The organism is Caulobacter sp. FV2ps19 (assembly GCF_058681035.1).
Genome location: NZ_CM178729.1, coordinates 1,659,719 through 1,685,429, shown reverse-complemented (window position 1 = coordinate 1,685,429; position 25,711 = coordinate 1,659,719). Strand labels below are relative to the sequence as shown.

Here is a 25,711-nt window from a genome sequence, read left to right as displayed (position 1 = left end):
CCCCTGGGGTTTCATCCGGGTTCTGTGTCCGAGGGGATTTTTGCACTTGTCTAAGCGTTCCATTCGCTACGCCGTGGCCGGCGTCATCGCAGCCGCGCTCGCCGCATCATTTGTTTCCGGCGCGCAGGCTGACGCCATCAAGCAAACCAAGGCGCCGTTCGACGACAAGTTCCGCCAGTTGGAAGGTGAAGACTGGCCCGCCCCCAGCGACTATCGCAACGCCTCAGGCGCGCCCGGCTATCGCTACTGGCAGCAGAAGGTCGACTACGACGTCGCCGTTCGGCTGGACGAAGACAGCAAGCTGCTCACCGGTCAGGCAACGATCACCTATCGCAACAACTCGCCCGACAGCCTGCCCTATCTGTGGCTGCTGCTGGACCAGGACTACAAGCGCGACTCGATCAGCAGGCTGACCGAGACCGTCTCGGGCGACAGCATCAGCCTGGGCCAGGTGCGCCGCATCCAGCGCCTCAAGGACTGGGAAGGCGGCTTCACCATCAAATCGGTGAAGGACGCCCAGGGCCGCGCGCTGAAGTTCACCGTGGTCGACACGCTCCTGCGCGTCGATCTGCCGACGGCGGTTCGCGCCAATGGCGGCGAGACCAAGCTCACGATCGAATGGTCGCTGCCGATGGTCGAGAACAAGGTCGTCGGCGGCCGCAGCGGTTATGAGTGCTTCACCGGCAAGGGCGAGGACGGCAACTGCATCTATGAGGGGGCCCAGTGGTTCCCGCGCCTGGCCGTCTATTCGGACTATGAGGGCTGGCACAACAAGGCCTTCCTCGGCGCCGGCGAATTCACCCTGGAGTTTGGCGACTACCGCGTCGCCCTGACGGCGCCGTCCGACCACGTGGTCTCGGCCACCGGCGTCCTGCAAAATCCGGGCTCCGTGCTGAGCGCCGCCCAGCGCGACCGCCTGGCCAAGGCCCGCACCGCCAGCGAGCCGGTCTATGTCGTCACGCCCGACGAGGCCGCGGCGGCCGAAAAGGGCAAGGCCACCACCCAGAAGACCTGGATCTTCCAGGCCAGCAATGTGCGTGACTTTGGCTGGGCCAGCTCGCGCAAGTTCGTCTGGGACGCCCTGGGCGTGAAACAGGAAGGCGACGCCGCCTATCCCGTGGTCATGGCGATGTCGTTCTTCCCCAAGGAAGCGCGCCCGCTTTGGGACGCCTATTCGACCAAGTCGATCGCCCACACCCTGAAGGTCTATTCGGACTTCACCTTCGCCTACCCCTATCCGGTGGCCCAGTCGGTCAACGGCCCGGTCGGGGGGATGGAATATCCGATGATCAGCTTCAACGGCCCCCGGCCGGTGAAGGACAAGAAGACCGGCGCCCTCACCTATACCGAACGCGCCAAGTACGGGCTGATCGGCGTGGTCATCCACGAGGTCGGCCACAACTATTTCCCGATGATCGTCAATTCCGACGAGCGCCAGTGGACCTGGATGGACGAGGGCCTCAACAGCTTCTTGGAGTTCCAGGCCGAGGTGCAGTGGGACAAGAAGTTCCCCTCACGGCGCGGCGAACCCAAGGACATCGTCGAGTACATGGTCAGCCAGGACCAGGTGCCGCTGATGACCCAGTCGGACTCGGTGATCCAGTTTGGCCCCAATGGCTATTCCAAGCCGGCGACCGCCCTGGTGATCCTGCGCGAGACGATCATGGGCCGCGAGCTGTTCGACCGGGCCTTCAAGGAATATTCCAACCGCTGGCGCTTCAAGCACCCCACGCCATACGACTTCTTCCGCACCATGGAAGAGTCATCCGGCGTTGATCTGGACTGGTTCTGGCGCGGCTGGTTCTACTCGACCGACCACGTCGACATCGCCCTGGACAAGATCGTCAAGGCGCGCATCGACAGCGGCGATCCCGACCTTGAAGCCGGCGTCCGCAAGACGGAGAGCGACACGGAACCGAAGTCGCTCACCGCCGCCAACAACAAGCAGCCGACCGTCATCGAGCGAGACCCCAAGGTCCGCGATTTCTACGATGAGACCGACGAGTTCTCGGTGTTCGACAGCGCCCGCAAGAAGGCCAAGACCGCGCGCGAGGACCTCACGCCCGAGGAACAGGCGGCCCAGGACCTGAAGGACAACCTCTATCGCTTCACCTTCCGCAACATCGGCGGCCTGGTGATGCCGGTCATCCTGAAAATGGACTTCGCGGACGGCACGAGCGAAACCGTGCGCATCCCGGCCGAAATCTGGCGCAAGAGCGCCAAGCAGGTCACGTGGCAATATGTTTCGACCAAGGACCTGAAGGCCGCCCAGATCGATCCGCTGTGGGAGACCGCCGACGCCGATCGCGGCAACAACGTCTATACGGGAACCATCACCCCCACGACGCTGAAGATCCAGAAGCCGCGGGAGACGACGAACCGCATGAAGGACGCCAATCTCAAGGTCGAGCCCGGCGGCCTGGGGACCCTCGAGGCTCCCGCGCCCAAGAAGGACGAAGACTCCAAGTGATCGCCCGCGCGGCCGCCATCCTCTTAGCGGCGAGCCTTGGGCTCGCGCCGCTCCCGGCGGCCGCGCATCGCGGCCACGGCGCGCTGAGCGTCGTGGAGTTGGACGCCAAGACTGGCGCGATCAAGGTCAGCCACCGGATCTCGACGCACGACGCCGAGCCGGCCCTGGCCCTGATCGCGCCGGACGCCCAGACCAGCCTCGACGACCCCGACGCCGTGGACGCCCTGAAGGCGTATATGCTGCAGACCTTCAGCGTCAGCGTGAACAGCCACACGATCGATCTGACCTTGACGGACATGACCCTGGGCGCGGACGAGGTGCGGTTTGAGTACGCAGGGAAGGCGCCCCCGGACGACGTGCGCGCCGCCATCGAGGTGCGCGCAACCATGTTTGGCGACGTCTATGGCGACGAGGTCAACCAGGTGAACATCCGCCGCCTGGGCGTAACCCGCACCCTGGTGTTTCAGGGCGCTGACGCAGGCTGGCCCCAGACCCTGGGCCCCGTTGAGCCCAAGGGCGACTGACCCGGAATCGCGACCTTAACGCCCTTCGCCCTCCTGCATTGCCCGCAGGCCCGGGGGGCCACCCTTTTGGGTGATAGCCTCCCTACTCTCTTGGCGCATGCTGCAGCGCAGAATACCCCTCATCCTACCGCTTCAATCTGATCGTTTTCGCCGCGACGCATCACCGTCCGTGTTGAAAACCGCCGTCACTCGGCTCGCACGGTCTGTCGAGCTGACAGAGGAGTGGGCCATGGCGTATCTTGAGAAAAGCGAACACTCAGACGCCCGGGTCGACCATGCCGCTCTTGAGCATTTGCTCAATAGCGCCCTGTCCACCTTCGAGCGGGATGGGGCATCGGCTCGCAGATGCATCGAGCAGGCCTACTCGCTGATCGCCGTGGCCCATCGCAAGCCCCGGACCGATCGCGGCGGCCTGGCCACCTGGCAGGCGAAGCGCGTGGACAACTATATCCGCGCCAACCTGTCCGAAAGTCTGCGGATCGACGACGCCGCAAAGCAGGCCCAACTCAGCGCCAGCTACTTCTCGCGGGCGTTCAAGCTGACCTTTGGCCAGACCTTCTCCCAATATGTCATTCACTGCCGCGTGGAGCGGGCCAAGCACCTTCTAACGTCGACAAACTTGCAGATCGCCGAAATCTCCATCGATTGCGGCCTGGCGGATCAACCTCACCTTACCCGACTGTTCAACCGTCTGGTCGGGGCGCCGCCAAACGCCTGGCGACGTCGCCACCGGCCAGCCGATAGTCAGGGGCAAGCCTGAGGGATCCAGCCGTTCCGGATCCTCACAAATCGATGATCCCTCGACGCGCGGCGACCGTCACGGCGCGGGTGCGGTCAGTGACCTCAAGCTTGGCGAAGATGTTCTTCAGGTGCGCCTTGACGGTCTGTTCCGATATCTCGAGCCGCCGCGCGACGCCCTTGTTGGCCTCGCCGGTCGCCACCAGCCGCAGCACTTCCAGCTCCCGCTCGCTGAGAAGTTCGGAGGAAAGGTGGGCGAAGATTTCATCGGCGATGGCTGAAGGCACATAGCGTCGTCCGGCGTGAACCGTCCGGATGGCGTCCAGCAACTCCCGATGCAAGGCGCTCTTGAGCATGAACCCCACGGCGCCGGCCTTGAGCGCCCGGTAGGCATGCGCGTCGCCGCCATAGGTCGTCAGCACCAGGATGCGATGGTTGGGACGCTCCTTGCGGATCAGGCCGATGGTCTCAAGACCGCCCAGACCGGGCATCTGCAAATCCATCAGCGTCACGTCAGGCCGCAGGGGCCCGATCAGGGCCAGGGCTTCCTCTCCCGACGTCGCCTGGCCGACCAGTTCCATGTCCGGTTCGATCCCGAGCACGGCGGCGATCCCCTCCCGTAGCAGGGGATGGTCGTCCACGACCAAGACGCGGATGCGATTGTCGCGACCTGCGGTGTCTGAGATCATCCGTTTCCAAGCCCCAGAATTCCGCCCAGCAGAGGGCCTCGCCGAAACAATCCATGACCGACATAGGCGAGTTTGGCCGGAACGGTCACGGTCACCTCGGTGCCGAGGCCCTTTCCGCTGGCCAAGGTCAGGACGCCGCCGATGCGCTCGGCGCGCTCCCGCATGCCGCGGACGCCAAAATGCCCCTCCCGTCCCTCGGCCTCGAGAATCTCCGGCGCGATGCCCTTGCCGTCATCGAAGATCCGCAAGGTCATCAACCGCGACCCGAAATTGACACCCACCTCGATCGTACGGGCCTGGGCATGCTTGAAGGCGTTACAAAGCGCCTCCTCGCCGATGCGCGCCAGTTCGTCCGCGACCAGGGGATGCAGCTGACGCGCCCTGCCTTCGCTCAGAACCCGCACCTTGCTGGGGTGATCCGGCGCCAGCCGCTCGGCCGTCAGCGCGAAGAAGCCCGCCAGATCAGGCGCCGCCCGCGGCGTTCGCAGATCCTGCACACGCTCGCGCCCCTCCACCAGGGCCTCCTCGGCCCGCAACAGAGACGTGTCCATTTCGCGCCGCAGGACATCGTCCTGCGGAAGACGGCCGGCCACGGCGCGAAACCGCAGCATGAGCCCCTGAATGCTCTGCAGCAACGTGTCATGCAGCTCCCGAGCGATACGTTCGCGCTCCATCAGCCGGGCTTCGATCCGGCTGCGAATGCGATCGGAAAGATACTGGATGCGCAGGCGATAGATCGCCCACCCGAACAGGGACACCAGGGCGATGCAAAGACCGTAGAACCAGGGCGTCTGGAAAAAGGTCGCCGCGATGGTGAATTGGGTTTCCGCGCCCGTCCTGTTCCAGACCCCGTCGCCGTTCGAGGCAATGACGTGGAACCTGTACGGGCCCGGGCCGAGCTTGGTGTAGAAGGCCTCGCGACGACTGCCGGGATTGATCCAGTCTTTGTCGATCCCGTCCAGACGGTACCGGAACTGATTGCGTTCCGGATTGGCCAGGCTGAGCGCGGTGAAATTGATCTGTATCGCCGAGGTTCCGGCCGGCAGTCGGGCTCCGGCGCCATAGGTCTTGCCGCCCGCGATCACGGCCGAAATCACCACCGGCGGCGCCAGGGTGTTTCCCTTGATACGGGACCGGTCAATCCAGCCGATCCCCTGATTGGTCAGGAGCAGAAGGCGACGGTCGGGAACTTCAACAAGCGTGCTGACATTTGAATTCTGCTGACCCGGTCCCGGCAGTCCATCACGGACGTCCAGAACCTCATAGGCTGGGGCTGCCCCCCCACCCATGGCGCGATAGAGCGCCTGGGTGTTCACACGGACCACGCCCCGTATGCCGTTTAGCCAGGTCTCTCCATCGTCGGTCTGGGCAATCCCGGTCACCCGATCGAGTTCAGGAATACGCTCGCTGCCCAAGCTGCGCATGGTGTGGCCGTCGAAATAGGCCAGACCCAGATCACCGCCGATGAGGGCGCCCTTATCGTTGGGAACCAGGATCTGTATGTCGCCGACATTCAGTCCGTCGGCGGCCGTGAACACACGGACCGCACCGTCCCGGCGCCGCCAAACGACGACGCCCTTTTCATACACGATCCAGACACCGCCAGCGCGGTCCGACGTCACCTGGGTGACCTCCGCGCCGGCCAAGGCAGGGGGAAGCGGGACGGCGGTCCAACCGCTCTGATCGCGCCGAAAGAGCCCGCGGCGCTTGACCACAATCCAAAGCGCGCCCTGCAGATCTTCGGTGCTCGACAGCACCACACCGTTTCGCGCGCCAACCGGCAGGGTTACGTGGCGCAGCCCAGCCTGGCTATAGCGCTGGAGGCCGGCCTCGGTGCCCGCCCAGACCGCGCCATCCTGCCCGACGATCAAGGTCTTGAGCATGTCGGAAACCTTGAACAGAGGCTGCAAGGCCTTGCCAGGCTCAAGCCGATACACCTGCCGGCCTGCGGTAATATAGAGTGTCCGGTCCGGGCCGACGGCGGCCAGATAGCCCTCCGGCGATGTGTCGGTGATCGCGGTTTCCGGCACGATCTTGGCGGGCCTGAACCGGTCGAGCCCCTGATTGGTGCCGATCCAGATATTCCCCTCGCGGTCTTCCAGCACCGAGGCCGCGATGTCCGAGGAAAGCCCGTCCCGACGTCCGAAATGCTCGACCAGCGACGGACCGCCCATTCGGCCATCCGCCGACGGCTGAGGCCGGATGTAGAAGACCCCCTTGCCCCTTTTTGTCCCCCACAACGAACCCGAGCCGTCGAAAACCATCCGTTGAAGGGGCTGCATCGGCAGCCCCTGGGGCGCGGCTTCCAGCGGATAGAGGCCGCCCTTGTCCGTGGAAACCCAGGTCTTGCCGTCGGGCGCCCGGGCGAAGGTGCGCGGAGAGTTCGCGCCGCTCTTTGGCGACTGGAAACGCGATGCGCCGCGTTTCAGGTACATCAGCCGTGAGTTGCTGAACTTGCCCAGCGACGTGGACGCCGCCGCGATCCACAGCGTTCCATCGTCCGTCACGGCCAGCGCATAGACCGGAACGCGGGGGAAGCCCATCGATGCGCCGACCTCGCGCCATCGCCCACCGGCGAACCTGGCCAGTCCGCCGCTATAGGTGCCCGCCCACAGAACCCCGTCGAGATCCTGGACAATCTGGGTGGTGGCCCCGTTGGGAAATCCTTCCTGATAGTGCGTGAAAGAGCCGTCCCTGAGAAGGGTGGCGCCCCCGCCCATGTAGCCGATCCAGAGGTCACCGCTGGGGAGCGCCAACAAAGCGGTGACATCGCCGCTCTGAACCTCCGCCCGAGGCAGGGCGATCTTCTCGAACTGGATGCCGTCAAATCGGTAGAGGCCGGCGCCGGTCCCCAGCCAAAGATAACCGTCCTTCGATTGGGCCAGCGCCCAGACATCCGGCGGCGCGCCCTGGCGTAGCGACCAGGATGTATGGTCATAGTGGCTGAGAGCTCGGATTTTGTCCTGCGCCAGGGCCGGCGTGGCGATGATCGAGAGGAGAACAAGAAGTCTGGCGGCGGCGCGCAAAGGCGCCGCACCGGCGGCGACCGGTCTGGACTGTCTGCAAGACGGACTTTGAGATTGAACCGACATCGCGCGAGACCACCTCATCCATGACGCCGCACCCGCCGTCACCCCCATTCGGGTGAGGGCAGTATAGCCCAGTTAGGGGTGGCCGCAGGACTGTCGGCGGTTGACGGTCTTCGCGTGATCGATCTTTTCCTTGTCTTTCCTGCGGGCCTTTCAGGGGTCGCGCTCCTGTTGCTGCGGATTTCCGCCGCGCTGCTTCTTGTCGTCGCCGCGCTTGTTCTGGGACCGGTGTCCTGGTGGGTTTGGGGCCTGATCGCTGCGACGGTCCTGTCGCTGCTGATGGGCGCCATGACGCGTTTCAGCGCCGGGCTGGCCTGCATGGCCGCCATCGGCTCGGCCATTCTCTCGGCAAAGGGTCTGGACATGCTGTTCGCGCTGCACGCCCTGAACGCCGCCGCCCTGTGCGTTCTGGGGCCTGGCGCGTTTTCAGTCGACGCCCGGATCTACGGCCGCCGCATCATCAATATCGACGAATAGCGCCCCGTTGGCGCGACGGGCGAACGGATCAGCCCTCAGCCCTTTTCAGGACCGGGTCGGGTAGCGAGCCTTCAGGGCCTCAAACATGTAGGCCAGCAGCCCGCCGGCCACGGCCAGGTTCTTCAGGAATTCCTTCCGCGCCATCACGGCGGCGGCGTCTGACAGGGCCCAGAAGTCGAAATAGAAGACGTTGACCGTGATCGTATAGACGGCCAGCGCCAACAAGGCTGGAGCCAGAGCGAAATTGGCCAGCAGGGCCGCGCTGCCGACCAGTTCGATCACCATGGCCATCAACAGGGCAAGACTGGGCAGGGGAATATGGTGCGCGGCCACCTCGGCCTGATAGTTCGACCAGTGGAGCAGCTTGTCGACGCCGCTCTCAAGGAACATCGCCGCCATCAGGAACCGCACGAACCAGAGCTTGGGATCAAAGCGCTCGATCAGTCGCTCGGTGACAAGGTTCAGCGTGGAAAGCAGCGGCCTAAACACTGATCATGCCTCCAACAAGAAAACCAACCGTCATTGCGACGACGAGAAGCGCCCCGACGAACTTGGGCGGGGCCGGCAACGGCAGGTCGAAGAAGCGGCAAACGCCGCCAATCGTGAGGCCCAGAAGGATTCCAACAATCGCGGGGATCATTCTGCGTCCCTCGCCGGCGGCGTTCCGACCGGTCCGCCGCAAAGCGGCTCACTGTCCTTCGGGCGATGGCTGAAAAGCCGGTCGACCAGGGTCCAGCCCGTGGTCATGGCCAGAACCAGGAGAGCTCCGATCAGCGCCGTCGGCGCAGGGCTGGGAATGTCCGCCAGTCGGCAGCCAACCCCGATCGAGAAGCCGAGCAGAAGGCCCAGGCCCACCTTGAGAGATTGCGATGTCGCCATGGTTTCAGCGCGCTCCGGCCACCCGGGTTTCAGTGATCCACAGGACGGCGGCGATCACCGCCGCCACGAAAAGGCAGCCATAGCCCAGCCGATCGACCAGCACGGCCGCCAGGGCGCAGCCCAGGACGAAGTTCAGGATCATCAGCAGGGTGCTCACCTCGCCCCGCTTGGGCTCCCCGGCGGTAGGATCAAGCCAGCGCCGGGTGATCTGCGAGAGCGTGTTGGTCACCGTCCCGGTCATCACCGTCGTCATGGCGCCAGGACTGAAGGGGTGCAGGCCGTTCTGCATGCCCATGGCGAACACCACCACCAGGGTCACCGCGATCGCGGCGCCGGGCGCCCATACGCCAAGGCCGGCCGCGGCGGCGAGCGACAGAGCGATCAGACCCAGGACGCGGACCAAACCCCGGTCCCGCCCCTTGCCCGCCGGCGCTTTCCTGGCATCGGCGGTGACATAGATCGCGGTCGCGACCACCACGGCGACCATGAACACCGGCATGGTCGCCAGCTTCAGATAGTCCTGCGGCTTCAAGCCTCGCGCCACGGCCGCGGCGAACAGGACGAAGTTCCCGGTGACGTGGGCTGAGAAGACCCCGCCCATCTTCACAAAGGTGGCGGTGTCGCAGTACCCGGCCAGAAAGGTCAGGGCCAGACGCGTGGCGGGGCGCATGGTCACGCCCAGCACGCGCAGCCCAGCACGCCCCAGAAGTCGCGCAGGGACGCCACCGGCACGTCAGCGCTGTAGGCCTGACCATGGGCGTGACCATGGACCTGGCAGGCGCTGGAGCAACCGCAGGACTGCAGGGCGAGGCGATTGAGGCCCTGGCTGGGCTTGGCGTGCTGATAGCCGCCGAAACGCCGGACCGGCGACCAGTCGGGGCTGACCGGCAAGGTCGGCGGCGCCAGGGCCCCGAAATCGGCGGCCGCGTGGACCACCTTGCCGCCGACAATCGTCAGGATGGAAGCGAGATCCTTGATCTCGTCCTCGGCCACCGAAAACAGGTCGGCGCTGGGCACGATCACGTCGGCATATTGCCCGACCTTCAGCGCCCCCTTCTTGCCGTCCTCGGTCGAGAACCAGGCCGAGCCTTCGGTATAGAGGCGCAGGGCGGTTTCACGGTCCAACCGGTTCTGCGGCGGATACATCCGCATACCCGCGACGGTCTTGCCGGTCACCAGCCAGTAGAGGCCGATCCACGGATTGTAGCTGGCGACGCGTGTGGCGTCGGTGCCCATGCCCACCGGCAGGCCGGCGTCCAGCATCCTGCGCACCGGCGGTGTCTGTTCCAGCGCCTTATGGCCGTAGCGCTCCGCGAAGGCCTCGCCCTGATAGGCCATCCGATGCTGCACGGCGATGCCGCCGCCCAGGGCCGCGATGCGGTCGAGACTACGCGGCGTGACGGTCTCGGCGTGATCGATGATCCAGTGCAAGCCGTCGAACGGAACCTCGCGATTGACCCGCTCGAAGACATCCAGAAAGCGCGAGATCGACTGGTCGTAGGTGCCGTGGATCCGGAACGGCCAGCGGTTCTCGGCCAGGTGTTTCACCACGGCATAGAGCTCATCCTCCATGCTGTCGGGGAGATCGGGACGCGGCTCGCGGAAATCCTCGAAATCGGCGGCCGAGAACACCAGCATCTCGCCGCCGCCATTGTGGCGGAACATGGCGTCGCCGGCCCCGGGCTTGATCAGACGGCTCCAGGACTGGAAGTCCTCCAGTTCCCTGCCGCGGTTCTGGGTGAACAGGTTGTAGGCGATCCGGACCGTCAGCAGCCCCGCCTGGGAGAGACGCTCGATGATCTGATAGTCGTCCGGATAGTTCTGAAAGCCACCGCCGGCGTCGATCACCGAGGTGATTCCCAGGCGGTTCAGTTCGCGCATGAAATGACGGGTGGAAATGATCTGATCCGCCGGATCCAGTTTCGGCCCTTTGGCGAGGGTCGCATAAAGGATCATGGCGTTGGGCCGCGCGATCAGCAGGCCCGTGGGATCGCCCGCCGCATCGCGCTGGATCTCGCCGCCGGGGGGATCGGGCGTGTTGCGGTCATAGCCGCAGGCCCGCAGCGCGGCGCGGTTCATCAGGGCGCGGTCATAGAGATGCAGGATGAACACCGGCGTCTCGGGCGCGATGGCGTTGATCTCGTCGAGGGTCGGCAGCCGCTTCTCGGCGAACTGATATTCGGTGAAGCCGCCGACCACACGCACCCACTGCGGGGCCGGCGTTACGGCGACTTGCGCCTTGAGCATGTCGAGCGCGTCGGCGACCGAGGTCACACCGTCCCAGCGCAGTTCCAGCAGATAGTTCAGCCCGCCCCGGATCAGATGGGTGTGGCTGTCGTTCAGCCCCGGAAGCAAACGCCGCCCGGCGAGGTCGATCACCTGGGTCTGGGGACCGTGATGGGCCATGACCTCGGCGTCCGGGCCTACCGCCGCGATCAGCCCGTCCTTGACCGCCAGAGCCGTCGCGCGCGGATTTTCCGGATCAAGCGTAGTCAGCTTGCCATTGAACAGGATCAGATCGGAGGACATGCGACACCCGGGAAACGCCGCCGACGGCGCGCTTGCGCGTCACCGTCGGCGATCTGTGAAACGTGGGAAGCAGAACAGGCGACCTAGCCGTGCGGGACGGCGCCCTCGACCTTGTGCGGGAAGGCCGCGCGTTGCGGCGCCTTGTGGACCATGGTGTAGGCGTAATCGACGCCCATGCCGTAAGCGCCGAAGTGCTCGCGAACGATCTCCATCACGCCGTTGTAGGTGTCGCGAAGCGCCCAGTCGCGCTGCAGCTCCAGCAGCACCGTCACAGCCGTCATCGACTTGGCGCCGGCCTGTTCCATCCGCCGCACCGCCGCGTTGTGGCTTTCCTCGGAGGTGCCGCCCGAGGCGTCGGTGACGATATAGACCTCATAGCCTTCTTCGAGGGCGCACAGGGTCGGGAACAGCAGGCAGGCCTCGGTCCAGAGGGCGGCGATGACGATCTTCTTGCGGCCGGTGGCCCGGACCGCCTCGACCAGAGCCTCGGCGTCCCAGCTGTTCATCGACGACCGTTCGATCGGCGTCTGCTGCACGACGTCGAGAAGCTCCGGCCAGATGTAGCCGGAGAAGGCCTCGCTTTCGACGGCCGTCAGGATGATCGGCGCGCCGAACAGCTTGGCGGTCTTGGCCAGGGCGACGGTGTTGTTCTTCAGTTGCTGGCGGTCGATGCTGACGACGCCAAACGCCATCTGCGGCTGGTGGTCGACAAAGATGAAGACCGTCTCGTCCGGATGGATCAGGCCTTTTGCGCGATAGGTCATTTCGAAGTCCATGGAGGGCTGGAAAGAAGACAGTCAGATCCGGTGCGGACGATCACGCCGTGTAGAGGTGCGCCTCGAGCAGCCAGAGCTGCTTGTCGATTTCCCGGGAGATCTGGGTGAAGATGTCGCCGGTGTCGGCGTCGCCCGCCTGGGTGGCCAGATCGATATCGGCCCGCACAAGCTTGGCGAATTGCCCGACCGAGGCGGCCAGCGCGCGCAGATGGGCTTCGCCGCCCGCGGCGGCCAGCGGATATTCGTTCAGCCCCGTGGCGGCGGCGGTCGACTGGACGCGTCCGTCAGCGATATGGCCCAGCGTCGTGATGCGCTCGGCGATCAGGTCGACAAAGCCCTCGACCTCTTCATGAACGGCGTCGAACAGCTGATGCAGTTGCAGGAAGTGCATGCCCTTGACGTTCCAGTGGGCCTGCTTGGTTTGGGCCTCAAGGTCCAGGGCGTCCGAAAGACGGGCCTGGAGCAAGGCGACGGCCTGCTTGCGGACGTGGTCGGACAGGTCAAGTCTCGATGAGTAGGTCATGGCTAAGCGCCTCAAAGCGACAGGCCGTCGCGACTGAAAAAGAAGACTGCAGAACACCGACGCGGCGAAGAGCATGAACCCGCCTGGGCGGATCCATGCTCTTCGGGCGTTCGGCCTCGAGCCGGATCAGGCCTTGATGAAGGCCAGGATGTCGGGATTGATCACGTCGGCGTGGGTGGTGGCCATGCCGTGCGGCAAGCCCGGATAGGTCTTCAGCGTGCCCTTCTTCAACAGCTTGATCCCCAGCAGGGCGCTGTCGGCGATCGGCACGATCTGGTCGTCCTCGCCGTGCATCAGCAGAACCGGCACATCGATCGCCTTCATGTCTTCGGTGAAGTCGGTTTCCGAGAAGGCCTTGATGCAGTCGTAATGGGCCTTGGTGCCGCCCATCATGCCCTGACGCCACCAGTTCTCGACCGTCGCCGGCGACACCTTCGCGCCGGGACGGTTGAAGCCGTAGAACGGACCCGCCGCGACATCGTGGAAGAACTGCGCGCGGTTGGCCAGTTGGGCCGCCCGGAAGCCGTCGAACACCTCCATCGGCAGGCCGCCCGGATTGGCGGCTGTCTTGAGCATGATCGGCGGCACGGCCCCGATCAGCACGGCCTTGGCGACGCGGCCCGGCTTGGCGCGGGCGACATAGCGGGCGACCTCGCCGCCGCCGGTCGAGTGGCCGATGTGGACAGCGTTCTTCAGGTCCAGATGGTCGGTCAGGGCCGCGACGTCGGCGGCGTAGGTGTCCATCTCGTTGCCGGTGTCGGTCTGGGTCGAACGGCCGTGACCACGACGGTCATGGGCGATGACGCGATAGCCGTTCAGCAGGAAGAACATCATCTGGGCGTCCCAGTCATCGGCGGACAGCGGCCAGCCGTGATGGAAGACGATGGGTTGGGCGGTCTTGGGACCCCAGTCCTTGTAGAAGATTTCGGTCCCGTCCTTGGTCTTGATGGTCGTCATGTGGGGTTTCCCGTGCTCGGATGATGGGAGGCCGGCGGCAAGGGCCGTGGCAGGCAGTCCTGCCGCCACAACGAGGCCGGTGACGGCGGTCAGAACGTCGCGTCGCGACGCTCCGTCTTGGGTCGAATGCGCGGTCAAGGCCGAGACTCCATGCTGTCGTAACGACCGCAGTCTCGTTCAGGTCAGACCGTGTGGATTGCAGAATGCCGCCCAGAGTTGGATCAATCCGCCCTGATGGCGCGCGCCTCCGCCTCCCGGCCCTTTGCCAGGGCGGTGGCGGTTTCGGCCCTGATCGTCGATCGTGGCGATGTTCACAGTGCCGAGCCGGCGCGCATCGTCCGGCTGACATCGGTCGCCAAACGAGGCCTCATGCCGAAGGACAGGATATCTTTCGTTTTATATTGTAATCGATCCCGCCGGCGTCATATGTGTCACACAATCAAGCTGAGCCGATACTTTTGTCCTACCATTGACGATGGACCGGCCAGAAGGCAACCTGTTGGAACCTATACCGAAAGCCGCGCCGCGCAGCCGCGATTCGGCGATGGAGATGCGTTCAATGGCGGATGGTTCCGGTAGGGTGACGCGCGATACGTCCGAACGCCGACGTGAGATCACGGCCATGCTCCGGACACGCGGCAGCGTCCAGGTCGCGCCCCTGTCCGAATTGTTCAGCGTGTCCATGCAGACCATCCGCAAGGATCTGCACTATCTTGAAGAACACGGCGTCGCGACGCGGGCCTATGGCGGCGCCATCTGCTCGGAGGTGGTCAACGCCCATGTCGAGCCGGCCATCGAGACCAAACGCATCATCCATACCGAGGCCAAGGAGCGGATCGGCAAGCTGGCCGCCGGGATGGTCAAGCCCGGCGACTCCATCATGCTCGACTCGGGCACGACCACCTTGCAGATCGCGCGGTTCCTGCCGGACGAGGAAGACATCACCGTCGTCACCAACGATTTCGATGTGTTGGGCGTCCTGAACCAGAAGCGAAAGATCAAGATCGTCATGCTGGGCGGCGAACTGCGCCGCCGGAACATGGCCTTCTATGGCGCCCAGACCGTGGCCGCGCTGGACGACCTGCTGCTGGACAAGCTGTTTCTGGGCGTGGACGGCTTCGACGTCGAGCGCGGCATCACCACGCATCACGAACCCGAGGCGCAACTGAACCGCAAGATGGTCGAGACGGCGCGCGAGGTCATCGCGGTCACCGACGCCTCCAAGTTCGGCAAGGTCTGCCTGAACCGGATCATCGATGTGGCCGATCTCGACAGCCTGGTCACCGACGCCGCCGCTCCGCCCTATATCGACGAAGCGGCCGAGCGTCTTGGGGTCAGGCTCTACAAGGCCTGACGCCGTCAGCGGCGCAGAGCCGCGTCTCCCCAGGTGACGACCAGAGGCCGGTCGCTGGTCAAGGTTTCCGATCGCGCGACGATCTCGACAAGGCCGACGCCCCGGATGTCGGCGACGAGCGCCCGGGGGGCCTCGCCAAAGCCAACAGGCGGGCTCTGGACCAGCAGCCTGCCGTCGCCATAGACAGCGAAGCGCACCTTGTCCTTGGTATTGCGCGTGGAATCGTCCACCCCGACCTGGGCCTCGAAGCGGCTATGTCCGGCGTTGCGGACCTCCAGGCGGGAGTTGGTCAACACCCCGATGCCGGTGTCAAAGCCCTGACCGCCGATGCGGAGCGCTTCGTCATAAGGCGTGGCGTCGGCCCGGGCGCCGCCCCAGCCGGCATAGGTCGGGCGCTCGCCCGAGCCCCGCGTCTCGCCCCAGGCGTTGCGCATGCGGTGGATGACCGGATCGGCCTCAGGCGCCGTCACGCCGTCAACCGCCACGTTCAGCGCGCCGGGAATTTCAGACAGATAGACACCGTCCTTCAGTTGACGCGCGCCCGAGGCTTCGAAGATCAGGGTCTGACGCGGCTCCAGCGTGAAGGTGGTCTCGCCGGTGAACGGCGTCGGCGCGGTCTTGTCCCACAGGTTTAGAAGCTGGATCGGCGCGTCGTCGGCGAATTTCAGCTGGGCCGCCGTGAGGGTCACATCGGTCCTGGCCAGACCGCGGTTGAACAGGGCCACGGCCTTCTTGCCGCTGGACAGGGTCTTGACCAGGATCTGCACGTCGTCCGAGGCGTAGGCGATGACGGCCTGATGGCCACCGGGATCCTGGTTGACCCGCACGATGTGGGCATTGCCCCAGATGTCCATCAGGCTCTGCGGCGCCTGGCGCAGGTCGTAGCTGATCAGCAGCGGCGCATTGATCATGGCCCATAGCGCGAAGTGCGACCGCGCCTCGGTCAGGTGGTTCTGATCGAAATCGCCCTGGCCGATGAACAGGATGTCGGGATCATTCCACGCGCCCGGCTTGGCGTAGAGGGCGCGGGTCGAGGCGCTGTCGAAATTGTGCAGCATGCGCGTCCAGGTCGGCGTGATGTCGCCGCTGGTGCGCCACATGTGGCCGATGTTCTTGCCCCAGGACCTGACGTCGGCCGAGCCCCAGTTGCAGATCGCCAGGATGTAGTCGCCGTCCGGATTGTGGGCCTTCAGCGCCTCGGCGACCCTGGCGTACAGGGCCTGCACGGCGGGGACGTCGGTGCGGTTGATCGACGCCTGGTCGATCAGGGGCGGCACGGCGGCATAGGCGTATTTGTGGACCAGCTCGGTCTGCGGCCCATAGACATTGATGCCGCAGGCGTCGACCTTGATGTAGTCAAAGCCCCAGTCCTGGAAATACAGGCCGATGTCCTGATCGACATGGCCAAGAAGCCCGACCTCGCGTTCGGCCGTCGTCCCTTCGGGCAGGTTGGGGGAATGCAGGTCGTAGGCCTGCGAGCAGGCGTTGCGGCCGATGTCGGTATAGATGCCGGCCTTCAGCCCCATCCTGTGCAGCCGGTCGGTATAGGGCCGGAAGCTGGTGTCCTGGCCCTTGCCCTTGGCTGACGGGAAGATGGCGGTGCGGATCTCCAGCCGCCCGTCCGACTGCCGGCGCTTGAGCCACCAGCCATCGTCGATATTGACATAGGTGTAGCCGAGCTTGGACAGGCCGCTGTCGACCAGGACCTGCGCCGCGCGCAACACCTTGGCTTCGTCGACCTCGGTGCGGAAGGCGTTCCACGAGTTCCAGCCCATGGGCGGCGTGCGCGCCTGGGACCGCTCGGGGATGGACCACTTGCCGGTGGCCGCCAGAGGGTCGGTTTGGGCCAGGGCGGGCGCGGACAGGGCCAGCAGACTGGCGGCGGCCACGCAGGCCATCAGGGAACGGACGGTCATGGAGCCCCTCTAGATTAGCGTTCGGTCAGTGTCAGTGCTTGGCGAAGAATACGCGCCTGGCGTTGGCGTAATAGATCTTGTCGATCACCGACTTGGGCAGGGCCAGGCCACGGGCGTCGGCGTCGATGTCGTCGACGCGCTGAGATTCGGCCGTGGCCAGATATTTCCAGTCCGACAGCCAGTAGTCGTGCGCCACCTGCTTGAAGTCCTGCACGTTGTCGCCGGGATTGAGCGTCAGGTCCGTCCCGTAGAGAATGCGGTCCTGATACGTGATGAAGAAGTCGCGGACCTTCTGATAGTCGCGAACCGACTGGTACTGGATCTGCGCCATGCGGGCGGCGGTTTCGATCACCGCGTTCGGGTGGGCGTCGAGGAACTTCGCCGCCTCATCGACGCTCCATTCCAGGCTGGCCATGTGGGCGCCGACGAAGCGCAGCTTGGGGTGATGGGCGACCATGGCGTCGCGCTTGGCCATCAGGGTTTCGTAGCTGGGCATCTCCGGGTGGAGATACATGTGGTACTCCGGATGCTCGCTGAAATAGGTCTTGTCGTTCTTGGTCGTCATCTGATCGACCGGCAGCCAGCAGTTGCGCGGCTCGCCCTGGTGCGCGATCAGCGGGATGGTCTTCGCCGCCAGATGATCGAAGACCGGATCGAAGCCCTTGTCGTCGATGAAGATCAGCTGACCCGCGGCGTCGCGCTCGACCATGCCGACATTCTTCCACACCTTGACGGCCAGGGCGCCCTGCTGGAATTCGGAGTCGAGGGCGGCGTTGGTCTTTTGCGCCCAGCCCTCTGCGCCGAACCCCTTCATCGAGAAGGTGGCGGCGTAGTGGAAATGGGCCGGGTCCGCCTTGACGAAGTGATGGGCGGCGTCGGCCTGAAGGGCGATCGACGGAAAGGCCGGATAGTCGACATTGATCGACAGGATCTCGAAATTGTCGGCCACCGCCTGATCCAGAAACGCCGGATCCCTGACGTTGACGTGGACGTGGGCGTCGAACTTCCGGACACCGGCATAGTCGGCCAGGCCATAGGTCTCGGCTTTCGGCGCGCTGTGAGCCGACATCGGGGCGCCGGCTAGGAGCGCCAGAGGCGCGACAAGACCGAGCAGCGAACGCCTGTTGAGCCTCATGACCCCCTCCAACTTTTCGAATTGCGCCCCGAAACAACGAAAGCGAAACATATTGTTTCGTTTGTGTGTCTTTTTGTTTGCCTTTTAAAAACGGCTTCTGCAAGATCCTTTTTACACACACGGAGGCGGCGCATGACGACAGAACCCCATGTGCACAGACGCGGCGTTCTAACCCTTTTGGGGAGCACCGTTCTGGCCACCGGAGCGCTTGGCGCCAGCCGGGCCTGGGCCGCGGTGGCCGTAGCCCGTGCGGGCGACAAGGCCCTGACCATCGAGTTCGACGCCGGCCTGAACAGCCGCCTGATCTCCGGCCTCTCCGGACAAGCCGTCCCCCTGACCGATTTCGCCGCGTCCGAAACGCTGACGCTCAAGGGCGGGACGGTGGTGGATCGCTTCAACTTCATCGAACACCGCCAGGTCCCCGTCAGCGACGCCCATGGCAAGGGGGTGCGCCACACGGTGCGCGGCGCCTCGGCCGAGGGGCTGGAAAAGACCGTCAACCTGACCTTCTATGACCGCTATCCCGGCTTTCCGCTGATGCAGGTCACCTGGCGGCGCGCGCTGGGCGCCCCCCTTGATGTCGAAAGCTACCGGATCGGCGCGCACAGGCTGAAGGCCTCCGGCGCGGGTTTCTGGTCGTGGTCCGGTTCCACCCATGAAGACCGGCGCGACTGGGTGCAGCCGATGAAGGATGGCTTCGAGCAGGCCAACTTCATGGGCATGAACGCCTCCGACTACGGTTCAGGCACGCCGATCGCCGATGTCTGGCGACCGGACGCCGGCATCGCCGTGGGCCATATCGAACTGACGCCCAAACTGATCTCGCTGCCGATCGTCACCTCACCGAACGGCGCGTCCGTGGCGCTGGAAGAAGCCCGCGCGGTGACCCTGAAGGCCGGCGACAGCCTCACCGCGCTCGACGCGTTCGTCACCGTGCACCAGCGCGACTACTATGCGACGCTCGACGCCTACCGGCGCGTCATGGCCGACCGCGGCCTGGCGGCGCCCAAGGCGCCGGACGGGTCCTATGAGGCCATCTGGTGCGCCTGGGGCTATGAGCGCGACTTCAACATCGCCGAGATCGAAGGCACTTACAGCAAGGTCAAGGAGCTGGGCTTCAAATGGGCCGTGCTCGACGACGGCTGGCAGACCAACGAGGGCGACTGGGCGCTGAATCCGCGCAAGTTCCGCACCGACGCGGACATGGTGTCCTTCGTGAAAACGATCCGGGCCGCCGGCCTGAAACCCAAGCTGTGGCTGGCCCCTCTGGCCGTCGATCCGGGCTCGGACCTGCTGCACGATCACACCGACATGCTGCTGCTGGACGCCAACGGCGCGGCGCAGGACGTGACCTGGTGGAACGCCTTCTATCTCTGCCCGGCCTATCAGCCGACGCGGGACTACACGCAGAAGCTGGTCAGGAAGATCATCGGCGAGTGGGGCTATGAGGGCCTGAAGCTGGACGGCCAGCACATGAACGGCGTCGCGCCCTGCTACAATCCGGCCCACAACCATGCGCGCCCGGAAGAGTCCGTCGAGAAACTCCAGGACTTCTGGAAGCTGGTCTATGACACGGCGCTGGAGGCCAATCCCGAGGCCGTGGTCGAGTTCTGCCCCTGCGGCACGTCTTACGCCTTCCACAACCTGCCCTACGTCAACCAGGTTCCGGCCTCGGATCCGCTGTCTTCCTGGCAGGTGCGCCTGAAAGGCAAGTCGCTGAAGGCCCTGATGGGGCGTGACGCGGCCTATGCCGGCGACCATGTCGAACTGAGCGACGGCGGCAATGACTTCGCCTCCAGCGTCGGCATCGGCGCGGTCATCTCGACCAAGTTCACCTGGCCCAATGAGGGCCGGGGCAAGGACGCCAATTTCCGCCTGACGCCCGAGCGCGAAGGGGTGTGGCGCAAATGGGCCGACCTCTACAACGCCAAGATGTTGCCCAGGGGCCAGTATCTGGGCGAGCTGTACGACATCGGCTTCGACAAGCCTGAAGCCCATGCGATCGAGAAGGACGGCCGGCTCTATTACGCCTTCTACGCCCCACAGTGGGATGGACCGGTCGAGCTGCGCGGTCTGGGCAAGGGCGCCTACCGCCTCACCGACTATTACAACGGGACGGATCTGGGGACGGTGACGGCGAGCAGCGCGCACATCCCCGCTAGGTTCGAAAGGTTCCTGCTGATCGAAGCGATCCCTGAACAAGGCGGCCACGCATGACCGATACTTCCGTGGCGACGCCCGCCGCCCCGGCCTCGGGGTCGCGGCGCTGGCTGCTTTTCGCCCTTCTGACCGTGGGCCTGTGGGGCGTGTGGGGTGCGTTCGCCGGCATTTCCGCCCAGCGCGGCTTTCCCGAAACGCTCGTCTATTGCGTCTGGGCGATCACCATGATCGTGCCGGCGGTCATCGTCATGCAGCGGGAAAAATGGAAGCTTGATCGCGATCCGAAGTCGATCCTGTACGGCCTGCTGATCGGCCTGACCGGGGCCGGCGGCCAGATGATCCTCTTCTATGCCGTGACGCGGGGCCCGGCCTATCTGATCTTCCCGATTATCTCACTGTCTCCGCTGGTCACCATCCTGATGTCGTTCGCCCTGCTGAAGGAACGCACCACAAGGTTTGGCGCCCTGGGCGTGGTGCTGGCGCTGGTCGCCCTGCCCCTGTTCGACTTTTCGCCGCAGGGCTTCTCCTTCGCGCAGGGCTCGTCCTGGTTCCCCCTGGCCCTGATCATCATGATGTGCTGGGGCGTGCAGGCCTATTTCATGAAGCTGGCCAATGCGCGCATGAGCGCCGAAAGCATCTTCTTCTACATGATGCTGACCGGCCTGCTGCTCGTGCCGGTGGCTATCGGGATGACCGACTTTTCCAAGCCGATCAACTGGCGCTGGGACGGCCCGTGGCTGGCGGCCGCCATCCAGATGCTCAACGCCATAGGCGCGCTGTCACTGGTCTATGCCTTTCGTTACGGCAAGGCCATCGTGGTGGCGCCGCTCACCAATGCCGGCGGGCCCCTGATCACGGCGGTGATTTCACTGCTCATCGCCGGCGTCGTGCCCGGCGAACTCAAGATGATCGGCCTGGCGCTGGCCGTCATCGCCTCGGCCCTTCTGGCTCTGGCGCCGTAGAGCGCCGCTTTTCCTCCCCGGACTTGGGCGGTCGTTCCTGCGGCGACCGCTCTTTTTTCCCGCTGAGACGGGCCAACGCGTAGAGCAAAACGAAATCCAAGAGTTTCGTTTTCATTGTTTTAATTGCGTTAGAATGCCGATCGCGTTAGAATCGACGCCCGATCCCCGAAAGGTTCCCTCATGAAGGCCATGCTTGATCTGGTCGCCCGGCATAAGTCGGGTCAGGCGTGCGGCATCTATTCCGTCTGCTCGGCCCACCCGCTGGTCGTCGAAGCGGCCTTCGTCCATGCGCTGAAGACCGGCGTCGACGTGGTGCTGATCGAGGCGACGTGCAACCAGGTCAATCAGGACGGCGGCTATACCGGCATGACGCCGGAGATGTTCCGCGACTTCGTCCACGCCATCGCCGACAAGGTCGGCCTGCCGCGCGAGCGCGTCCTGCTGGGCGGCGACCATCTGGGGCCAAACCCGTGGACCAGCCTCAGCGCCGAAGAGGCGATGCAAAAGGCGGATGTGCTGATCGCGCAATATGTGGCCGCCGGCTTCCGCAAGATCCACGCTGACTGTTCGATGTCGTGCGCCGGCGATCCGACGCCCCTGCCCGAAGACACCATCGCCCGCCGCGCCGCCCGCCTGATCCGGATCGCTGAAGACACCCAGCACCGCGTCGGCGGCGAGTCCTGCGTCTATGTCATCGGAACCGAGGTGCCGGTGCCCGGCGGCGCGTCCGAGGACCTGCCCGAGCTGGAGGTCACCACGCCCGAGGCGGCGCTGGCGACCATCGAGGCTCACCGGGTCATCTTCGCGGCCGAGGGGCTGTCAGACGCCTGGCCGCGCGTCATCGCCACGGTCGTGCAGCCGGGCGTCGAATTCGACCACCACAAGGTCATCGACTATGACCGCGCCAAGGCGGCTGAGCTGAGCCGCGCGCTCGACAACCAGCCGCACATCGTCTTCGAGGCCCATTCGACCGACTACCAGACGCCCAAGGCGTTGAAGGCCCTGGTCGAGGACCATTTCGCCATCCTCAAGGTCGGGCCGGGCGTCACCTTCGCCCTGCGCGAGGCCTTCTGGGCGCTGGACGCCATCGAGCGGGAATGGATCGGCGAGGACGGCGCGTCGCGCTTCCGCCAGATCGCCATCGAGCGCATGAACGCCGACCCGCGCAACTGGGCCAAATACTACCACGCCACCGGGGCGGCCCTGCAGTTCGACCTGCAATACAGCCTCTCGGACCGGATCCGCTATTACTGGCCTGACCCGCAGATCACGGCGGCGCAGGCGACGATGTTCGACAACCTGACCAACAAGCCGCCGCCCCTGGCGCTGATCAGCCAGTATCTGCCGGAGGCCTATGCCGCCGTGCGCAATACCGCCCTGACGCCCAGCCCGGCCAACCTGGTGATCGCCCATATCGGCGCGACCCTGGAGGCCTATCGCGCCGCTTGCACCCCCGAGCCGGAGCCTGCTCATGCCTGACCTCACTCATCTGGGCCTCGAAGAGTCCGAGCTGGACCGCCTGGGCGGTCTGTGGACCGCGCGCGAGATCGCGCAACAGCCGGCCATGCTGCGCGAGACCCAGGCGCTGCTGATGGCGCGCCGCGTCGAGATCGAGGCCTTTCTAGAGCCGCTTCTGAGCTCGCCTGCCCTGCGCATCATCCTGACCGGCGCGGGGACCTCGGCCTTTATCGGCGAATGCCTGGCGCCGGTCTTGTCCGCCCGCTTGGGGCGCCGGGTCGAGGCGATCCCGACGACCGATCTGGTCTGCGCGCCGCACCTCTATTTCGAAGCCGACACGCCCACCGTGCTCGTCTCGTTCGGCCGGTCCGGCAACAGTCCGGAAAGCGTCGCGGCCGTCGAGCTGGCCGACCGCCTGGTCAAGACCCTGCATCATCTGGTCATCACCTGTAACGCCGAAGGCGCCCTGGCCGCCTATGCGCAAGGGTCGCGCGGCCTGACCGTGCAGCTTCCCGAAGCGACCCACGACCGCAGCTTCGCCATGACCTCGAGCTTCTCGTGCATGGCCTATGCGGCGCTGGCGCTGTTCAGCGGCGTTGCGGGCATGAACGATCGCGTCGACGCCATTGCGCGGGCGACCGAAAGCGTCATCGCCCACTACACCACCGTCATGCAGACCCTGGCCGCCGAAGGCTATGAGCGCGTTGTCTATCTGGGCAGCCACATCTTCCAGGGGCTGGCGCGCGAGTCGGGGCTCAAGCTTCTGGAGCTGACTAACGGCGCCCTGGTGACCATGTTCGATTCACCGCTCGGCTTCCGGCATGGCCCAAAGACCATCGTCAATGACCGCACGCTGATCGTCGTCTTCTTCTCCAACAACGCCTATACGCGCAGCTACGATATCGATCTTCTGGACGAGCTGCGCCGCGACAACGACGCCGCCCGCGTCATCGCCATAACGGCGCAGGACGGGGTGGGCTTGCCCAGGACCGACGAGATCCGCATCGAGGGCCTCGAGATGGCCGACGACGCCGATCTGCTGTTCCCCTATATCGTCGCGCCGCAGATCTTCGCCTTCTTCGAGTGTCTGCGCCTGGGGCTGAGGCCGGACAAACCCAACACCTCGGGCACGGTCAACCGCGTGGTGCAGGGCGTACGCATCCACGAGCTGAGCTGATGACCGACAAAGCGACGCTGTCCGAAGGCTGTTTTCTGGGCGTCGACGGCGGCGGCACGAAGACCGCCTTCGTCCTGACCGACCACAACGGCCTTGAGCTGGCTCGCCATGACGGCGGCTCCAGCTACCATATCCAGATCGGCTTCGAGAACCTTCACGCCCTGCTCGACGAAGGCGTGCATGCCGTGCTGAACAAGGCGGGGGCGTCGCCGAAGGATGTCACCTTCGCCTTCTTCGGCCTGCCCGCCCACGGCGAGGACTCGCAGATCCAGCCTTTTCTCGATGTGATCCCCGAGGCGGTGCTGGGTCATCATCGCTACGCCTGCGGCAACGACATGATCTGCGGCTGGGCCGGCTCGCTCGCCGGCCAGGACGGCATCAACATCGTCGCCGGCACGGGCTCGATCGGCTACGGCGAGCGTCAGGGCCTGTCGGCGCGCGGCGGCGGATGGGGCGAGGTGTTCTCCGACGAAGGCTCGGCCTACTGGATCGCCGTGCAGGGCCTCAACGCCTTTTCGCGCATGGCCGACGGGCGCCTGCCCCGCGGCCCCCTGCATGATCTGCTGATGCAAGAGCTCGAACTGAAAAGCGATCTCGACATCTGCGCCTATGTCTACGCCAAGTCCGCGCCCCAGCGCGACCGGATCGCCGCCCTGTCGCGCCTTGTCGCCCGGGCGGCGGAACAGGGCGATGACGCCGCCCGCCGCATCTTCGCCGACGCCGGCCGGGAACTGGCGGCGATCGTGGAGGCCATCCGCCAGCGCCTTGACTATCAACCCGGCGAGCCGGTGGACCTGTCCTATTCGGGCGGGGTGTTTCAGGGCGGCGAGCTCATTCTGCAGCCTTTCCGCCAGCAGCTTTCGGCCTATTCGCCGGACTATCGCCTCGTGACGCCGCGCTACAGCCCGGCCATTGGCGCGGCCCTCTATGCGGCGCGCCTGAGCGGACACGCCGTGAGACTTCCGGTCGATGCCTGACCGCTCGAGGCTGGAGACCAGGCGTTTGCCGCCCGAACGTCTTGAAGCCTTGCTGTTCGACATGGACGGCACGCTCAGCGACACCGATCCGGTCCACCGCCTGGCCATGAACGACACGCTGACCGCCCATGGGGTCGCGCTGAGCGACGACGACTTTCAGCGCCATGTCTCCGGCCAGTCCAACCCGGCGATCTTCGCGCACTTCTTTCCCGCCCTCTCGGGAGAGGCGCGCCAGGGTCTGGCGGACGAAAAGGAAGCGCTGTTCCGCCGCCTGACCCCGCAGATGACGCCGATGCCGGGGCTTCTGAAACTGATCGGCTGGGCGAAGGCGAACGGCGTGGCCTGCGCGCTGGTCACCAACGGCCCCCGGCCGAACGTCGAGCACACCCTGAAGGCGCTAGGCCTGACCGGCAGCTTCGACTGCCTTGTGCTCGGCGAGGACCTGCCGCGCGCCAAGCCCGATCCCCTCCCCTATCTGGAAGCCCTGCGGCGACTTGGCGTCGACGCCGGCTGCGCCATGGCCTTCGAGGACTCCGAGGCGGGCGCGGCGGCCGCGCTGGCGGCGGGCGTCTTCACCGTCGAGATCACCGGGCCGTCACGGCGAGCCGGGCTTCACGCCGGGGCCGATCTGAGCGTCGCCGATTTCAGCGCGCCGGCGCTCTGGGCCCGCCTGACGGCGGCGGAGGTCTGCGCCGCGCCTGATCCAAGAATCCTTTACCTGACCTAACGGAAGGGTTTCCGAGACCCGTTGGCTATATTTCGACCTTTCTGCAACGAAAGCGTTTTTGAAACGAACTTTCGTTAAGTGTCGATTTGACAGTTTTGCGAAACCATAGTTACCCTTTGTACGATAATTTGGCTGCAGACCGAAACTTCGGAATGTTGCGCCGTCGATCAAGCGAGAAAAAGGGGTTCGCTATG

At 65.2% G+C, this 25,711-nt stretch carries 23 protein-coding genes; 11 read left to right on the top strand and 12 right to left on the bottom strand.

All coding sequences use genetic code 11. The annotated features are described in order from the left end of the window. The first annotated feature begins 40 nt into the window (after positions 1 to 40). The 3 genes from ACW18B_RS08095 to ACW18B_RS08085 all read left to right on the top strand — a co-directional run bounded on the left by ACW18B_RS08095 (position 41) and on the right by ACW18B_RS08085 (position 3,754). The gene (locus ACW18B_RS08095; protein ID WP_492051036.1) at positions 41 to 2,470 is read left to right on the top strand and encodes a M1 family metallopeptidase; all 2,430 of its coding nucleotides are present in this window, start codon (positions 41 to 43) and stop codon (positions 2,468 to 2,470) included. Beyond that, positions 2,467 to 2,994: a DUF6702 family protein gene (locus ACW18B_RS08090; RefSeq protein WP_492051034.1), complete on the top strand. Its 528-nt coding sequence runs from the start codon at positions 2,467 to 2,469 to the stop codon at positions 2,992 to 2,994. The genes ACW18B_RS08095 and ACW18B_RS08090 overlap by 4 nt, the downstream gene beginning before the upstream one ends. Before the next feature lie 229 nt (positions 2,995 to 3,223). Then, positions 3,224 to 3,754, top strand: coding sequence for a helix-turn-helix domain-containing protein (locus tag ACW18B_RS08085; protein ID WP_492051032.1), 531 nt, complete (start codon positions 3,224 to 3,226; stop codon positions 3,752 to 3,754). A gap of 22 nt (positions 3,755 to 3,776) precedes the next feature. Here the strand turns inward: ACW18B_RS08085 and ACW18B_RS08080 are convergent, their stop codons facing one another. Next, positions 3,777 to 4,421, bottom strand: a complete 645-nt coding sequence (locus ACW18B_RS08080) for a response regulator (RefSeq protein WP_492051030.1) — start codon at positions 4,419 to 4,421, stop codon at positions 3,777 to 3,779. Beyond that, entirely contained in the window at positions 4,418 to 7,447 is a 3,030-nt protein-coding gene (locus tag ACW18B_RS08075) for a sensor histidine kinase (RefSeq protein WP_492051028.1), read from the bottom strand. The genes ACW18B_RS08080 and ACW18B_RS08075 overlap by 4 nt, the downstream gene beginning before the upstream one ends. A gap of 234 nt (positions 7,448 to 7,681) precedes the next feature. On the opposite strand from ACW18B_RS08075, the gene ACW18B_RS08070 reads away from it, so the two are divergent. Further along, complete coding sequence (locus tag ACW18B_RS08070) at positions 7,682 to 7,987, top strand: hypothetical protein (RefSeq protein WP_492051026.1); 306 nt, start codon at positions 7,682 to 7,684, stop codon at positions 7,985 to 7,987. 45 nt (positions 7,988 to 8,032) lie between these two features. Here the strand turns inward: ACW18B_RS08070 and ACW18B_RS08065 are convergent, their stop codons facing one another. From ACW18B_RS08065 to ACW18B_RS08030, 8 genes are all read right to left on the bottom strand, one after another. After that, entirely contained in the window at positions 8,033 to 8,476 is a 444-nt protein-coding gene (locus ACW18B_RS08065; protein WP_492051024.1) for a DoxX family protein, read from the bottom strand. Continuing rightward, the gene (locus ACW18B_RS08060) at positions 8,469 to 8,627 is read right to left on the bottom strand and encodes a XapX domain-containing protein (protein ID WP_492051022.1); all 159 of its coding nucleotides are present in this window, start codon (positions 8,625 to 8,627) and stop codon (positions 8,469 to 8,471) included. The genes ACW18B_RS08065 and ACW18B_RS08060 overlap by 8 nt, the downstream gene beginning before the upstream one ends. Then, positions 8,624 to 8,866 (bottom strand): DUF1427 family protein, encoded by a 243-nt coding sequence (locus ACW18B_RS08055; protein WP_492051020.1) that lies wholly within the window; start codon positions 8,864 to 8,866, stop codon positions 8,624 to 8,626. Before ACW18B_RS08055 ends, ACW18B_RS08060 begins: the two co-directional genes overlap by 4 nt. 4 nt (positions 8,867 to 8,870) lie before the next feature. After that, a complete protein-coding gene (locus ACW18B_RS08050; protein ID WP_492051019.1) occupies positions 8,871 to 9,536 on the bottom strand; it encodes a YoaK family protein in 666 nt (221 codons plus the stop codon). Positions 9,537 to 9,538: 2 nt separating this feature from the next. Beyond that, complete coding sequence (locus tag ACW18B_RS08045) at positions 9,539 to 11,395, bottom strand: amidohydrolase (RefSeq protein ID WP_492051017.1); 1,857 nt, start codon at positions 11,393 to 11,395, stop codon at positions 9,539 to 9,541. Positions 11,396 to 11,478: 83 nt separating this feature from the next. Further along, positions 11,479 to 12,159: a hydrolase gene (locus ACW18B_RS08040; protein ID WP_492051015.1), complete on the bottom strand. Its 681-nt coding sequence runs from the start codon at positions 12,157 to 12,159 to the stop codon at positions 11,479 to 11,481. Between the two features lie 52 nt (positions 12,160 to 12,211). Beyond that, positions 12,212 to 12,694, bottom strand: a complete 483-nt coding sequence (gene dps / locus ACW18B_RS08035) for a DNA starvation/stationary phase protection protein Dps (protein WP_492051013.1) — start codon at positions 12,692 to 12,694, stop codon at positions 12,212 to 12,214. 126 nt (positions 12,695 to 12,820) lie between these two features. Further along, complete coding sequence (locus ACW18B_RS08030) at positions 12,821 to 13,651, bottom strand: alpha/beta fold hydrolase (RefSeq protein WP_492051011.1); 831 nt, start codon at positions 13,649 to 13,651, stop codon at positions 12,821 to 12,823. Between the two features lie 544 nt (positions 13,652 to 14,195). On the opposite strand from ACW18B_RS08030, the gene agaR reads away from it, so the two are divergent. After that, entirely contained in the window at positions 14,196 to 15,005 is an 810-nt protein-coding gene (agaR, locus tag ACW18B_RS08025) for a transcriptional repressor AgaR (protein WP_492051009.1), read from the top strand. A 5-nt stretch (positions 15,006 to 15,010) separates the two neighbouring features. Here agaR and ACW18B_RS08020 read toward each other — a convergent pair whose 3' ends face one another. Together ACW18B_RS08020 and ACW18B_RS08015 are read right to left on the bottom strand one after the other, a co-directional pair. Then, positions 15,011 to 16,921 carry an NPCBM/NEW2 domain-containing protein gene (locus ACW18B_RS08020; protein WP_492051007.1) on the bottom strand — a complete coding sequence of 637 codons (1,911 nt, stop codon included), beginning with the start codon at positions 16,919 to 16,921 and terminating at the stop codon, positions 15,011 to 15,013. A 31-nt stretch (positions 16,922 to 16,952) separates the two neighbouring features. Next, positions 16,953 to 18,056 carry an amidohydrolase family protein gene (locus ACW18B_RS08015; protein WP_492051006.1) on the bottom strand — a complete coding sequence of 368 codons (1,104 nt, stop codon included), beginning with the start codon at positions 18,054 to 18,056 and terminating at the stop codon, positions 16,953 to 16,955. A 132-nt stretch (positions 18,057 to 18,188) separates the two neighbouring features. Here ACW18B_RS08015 and ACW18B_RS08010 point away from each other — a divergent pair, with 132 nt between their 5' ends. The 6 genes from ACW18B_RS08010 (at position 18,189) to ACW18B_RS07985 (ending at position 25,517) form a co-directional block, all read left to right on the top strand. Next, entirely contained in the window at positions 18,189 to 20,273 is a 2,085-nt protein-coding gene (locus ACW18B_RS08010) for a glycoside hydrolase family 36 protein (RefSeq protein ID WP_492051005.1), read from the top strand. Then, positions 20,270 to 21,178, top strand: a complete 909-nt coding sequence (locus tag ACW18B_RS08005) for an EamA family transporter (protein WP_492051004.1) — start codon at positions 20,270 to 20,272, stop codon at positions 21,176 to 21,178. The genes ACW18B_RS08010 and ACW18B_RS08005 overlap by 4 nt, the downstream gene beginning before the upstream one ends. Before the next feature lie 180 nt (positions 21,179 to 21,358). Then, positions 21,359 to 22,657, top strand: coding sequence for a D-tagatose-bisphosphate aldolase, class II, non-catalytic subunit (locus ACW18B_RS08000; protein ID WP_492051003.1), 1,299 nt, complete (start codon positions 21,359 to 21,361; stop codon positions 22,655 to 22,657). Then, positions 22,650 to 23,813 carry an SIS domain-containing protein gene (locus ACW18B_RS07995; protein WP_492051002.1) on the top strand — a complete coding sequence of 388 codons (1,164 nt, stop codon included), beginning with the start codon at positions 22,650 to 22,652 and terminating at the stop codon, positions 23,811 to 23,813. Before ACW18B_RS08000 ends, ACW18B_RS07995 begins: the two co-directional genes overlap by 8 nt. Beyond that, positions 23,813 to 24,790 carry an N-acetylglucosamine kinase gene (locus tag ACW18B_RS07990; RefSeq protein ID WP_492051001.1) on the top strand — a complete coding sequence of 326 codons (978 nt, stop codon included), beginning with the start codon at positions 23,813 to 23,815 and terminating at the stop codon, positions 24,788 to 24,790. Before ACW18B_RS07995 ends, ACW18B_RS07990 begins: the two co-directional genes overlap by 1 nt. Continuing rightward, complete coding sequence (locus tag ACW18B_RS07985; protein ID WP_492051000.1) at positions 24,783 to 25,517, top strand: HAD family hydrolase; 735 nt, start codon at positions 24,783 to 24,785, stop codon at positions 25,515 to 25,517. Before ACW18B_RS07990 ends, ACW18B_RS07985 begins: the two co-directional genes overlap by 8 nt. Positions 25,518 to 25,711 lie beyond the last annotated feature (194 nt).

Coding starts and splice junctions, on each gene's coding strand:
- ACW18B_RS07995 (WP_492051002.1), top strand. CDS start 22,650: ATGCCTGACCTCACTCATCTGGGCCTCGAAGAGTCCGAGCTGGACCGC.
- ACW18B_RS07990 (WP_492051001.1), top strand. CDS start 23,813: ATGACCGACAAAGCGACGCTGTCCGAAGGCTGTTTTCTGGGCGTCGAC.
- ACW18B_RS08085 (WP_492051032.1), top strand. CDS start 3,224: ATGGCGTATCTTGAGAAAAGCGAACACTCAGACGCCCGGGTCGACCAT.
- ACW18B_RS08045 (WP_492051017.1), bottom strand. CDS start 11,395: ATGTCCTCCGATCTGATCCTGTTCAATGGCAAGCTGACTACGCTTGAT.
- ACW18B_RS07985 (WP_492051000.1), top strand. CDS start 24,783: ATGCCTGACCGCTCGAGGCTGGAGACCAGGCGTTTGCCGCCCGAACGT.
- ACW18B_RS08050 (WP_492051019.1), bottom strand. CDS start 9,536: ATGCGCCCCGCCACGCGTCTGGCCCTGACCTTTCTGGCCGGGTACTGC.
- dps (WP_492051013.1), bottom strand. CDS start 12,694: ATGACCTACTCATCGAGACTTGACCTGTCCGACCACGTCCGCAAGCAG.
- ACW18B_RS08005 (WP_492051004.1), top strand. CDS start 20,270: ATGACCGATACTTCCGTGGCGACGCCCGCCGCCCCGGCCTCGGGGTCG.
- ACW18B_RS08080 (WP_492051030.1), bottom strand. CDS start 4,421: ATGATCTCAGACACCGCAGGTCGCGACAATCGCATCCGCGTCTTGGTC.
- ACW18B_RS08020 (WP_492051007.1), bottom strand. CDS start 16,921: ATGACCGTCCGTTCCCTGATGGCCTGCGTGGCCGCCGCCAGTCTGCTG.
- ACW18B_RS08040 (WP_492051015.1), bottom strand. CDS start 12,159: ATGACCTATCGCGCAAAAGGCCTGATCCATCCGGACGAGACGGTCTTC.
- ACW18B_RS08015 (WP_492051006.1), bottom strand. CDS start 18,056: ATGAGGCTCAACAGGCGTTCGCTGCTCGGTCTTGTCGCGCCTCTGGCG.
- ACW18B_RS08000 (WP_492051003.1), top strand. CDS start 21,359: ATGAAGGCCATGCTTGATCTGGTCGCCCGGCATAAGTCGGGTCAGGCG.
- ACW18B_RS08030 (WP_492051011.1), bottom strand. CDS start 13,651: ATGACGACCATCAAGACCAAGGACGGGACCGAAATCTTCTACAAGGAC.
- ACW18B_RS08055 (WP_492051020.1), bottom strand. CDS start 8,866: ATGGCGACATCGCAATCTCTCAAGGTGGGCCTGGGCCTTCTGCTCGGC.
- ACW18B_RS08010 (WP_492051005.1), top strand. CDS start 18,189: ATGACGACAGAACCCCATGTGCACAGACGCGGCGTTCTAACCCTTTTG.
- ACW18B_RS08060 (WP_492051022.1), bottom strand. CDS start 8,627: ATGATCCCCGCGATTGTTGGAATCCTTCTGGGCCTCACGATTGGCGGC.
- agaR (WP_492051009.1), top strand. CDS start 14,196: ATGGAGATGCGTTCAATGGCGGATGGTTCCGGTAGGGTGACGCGCGAT.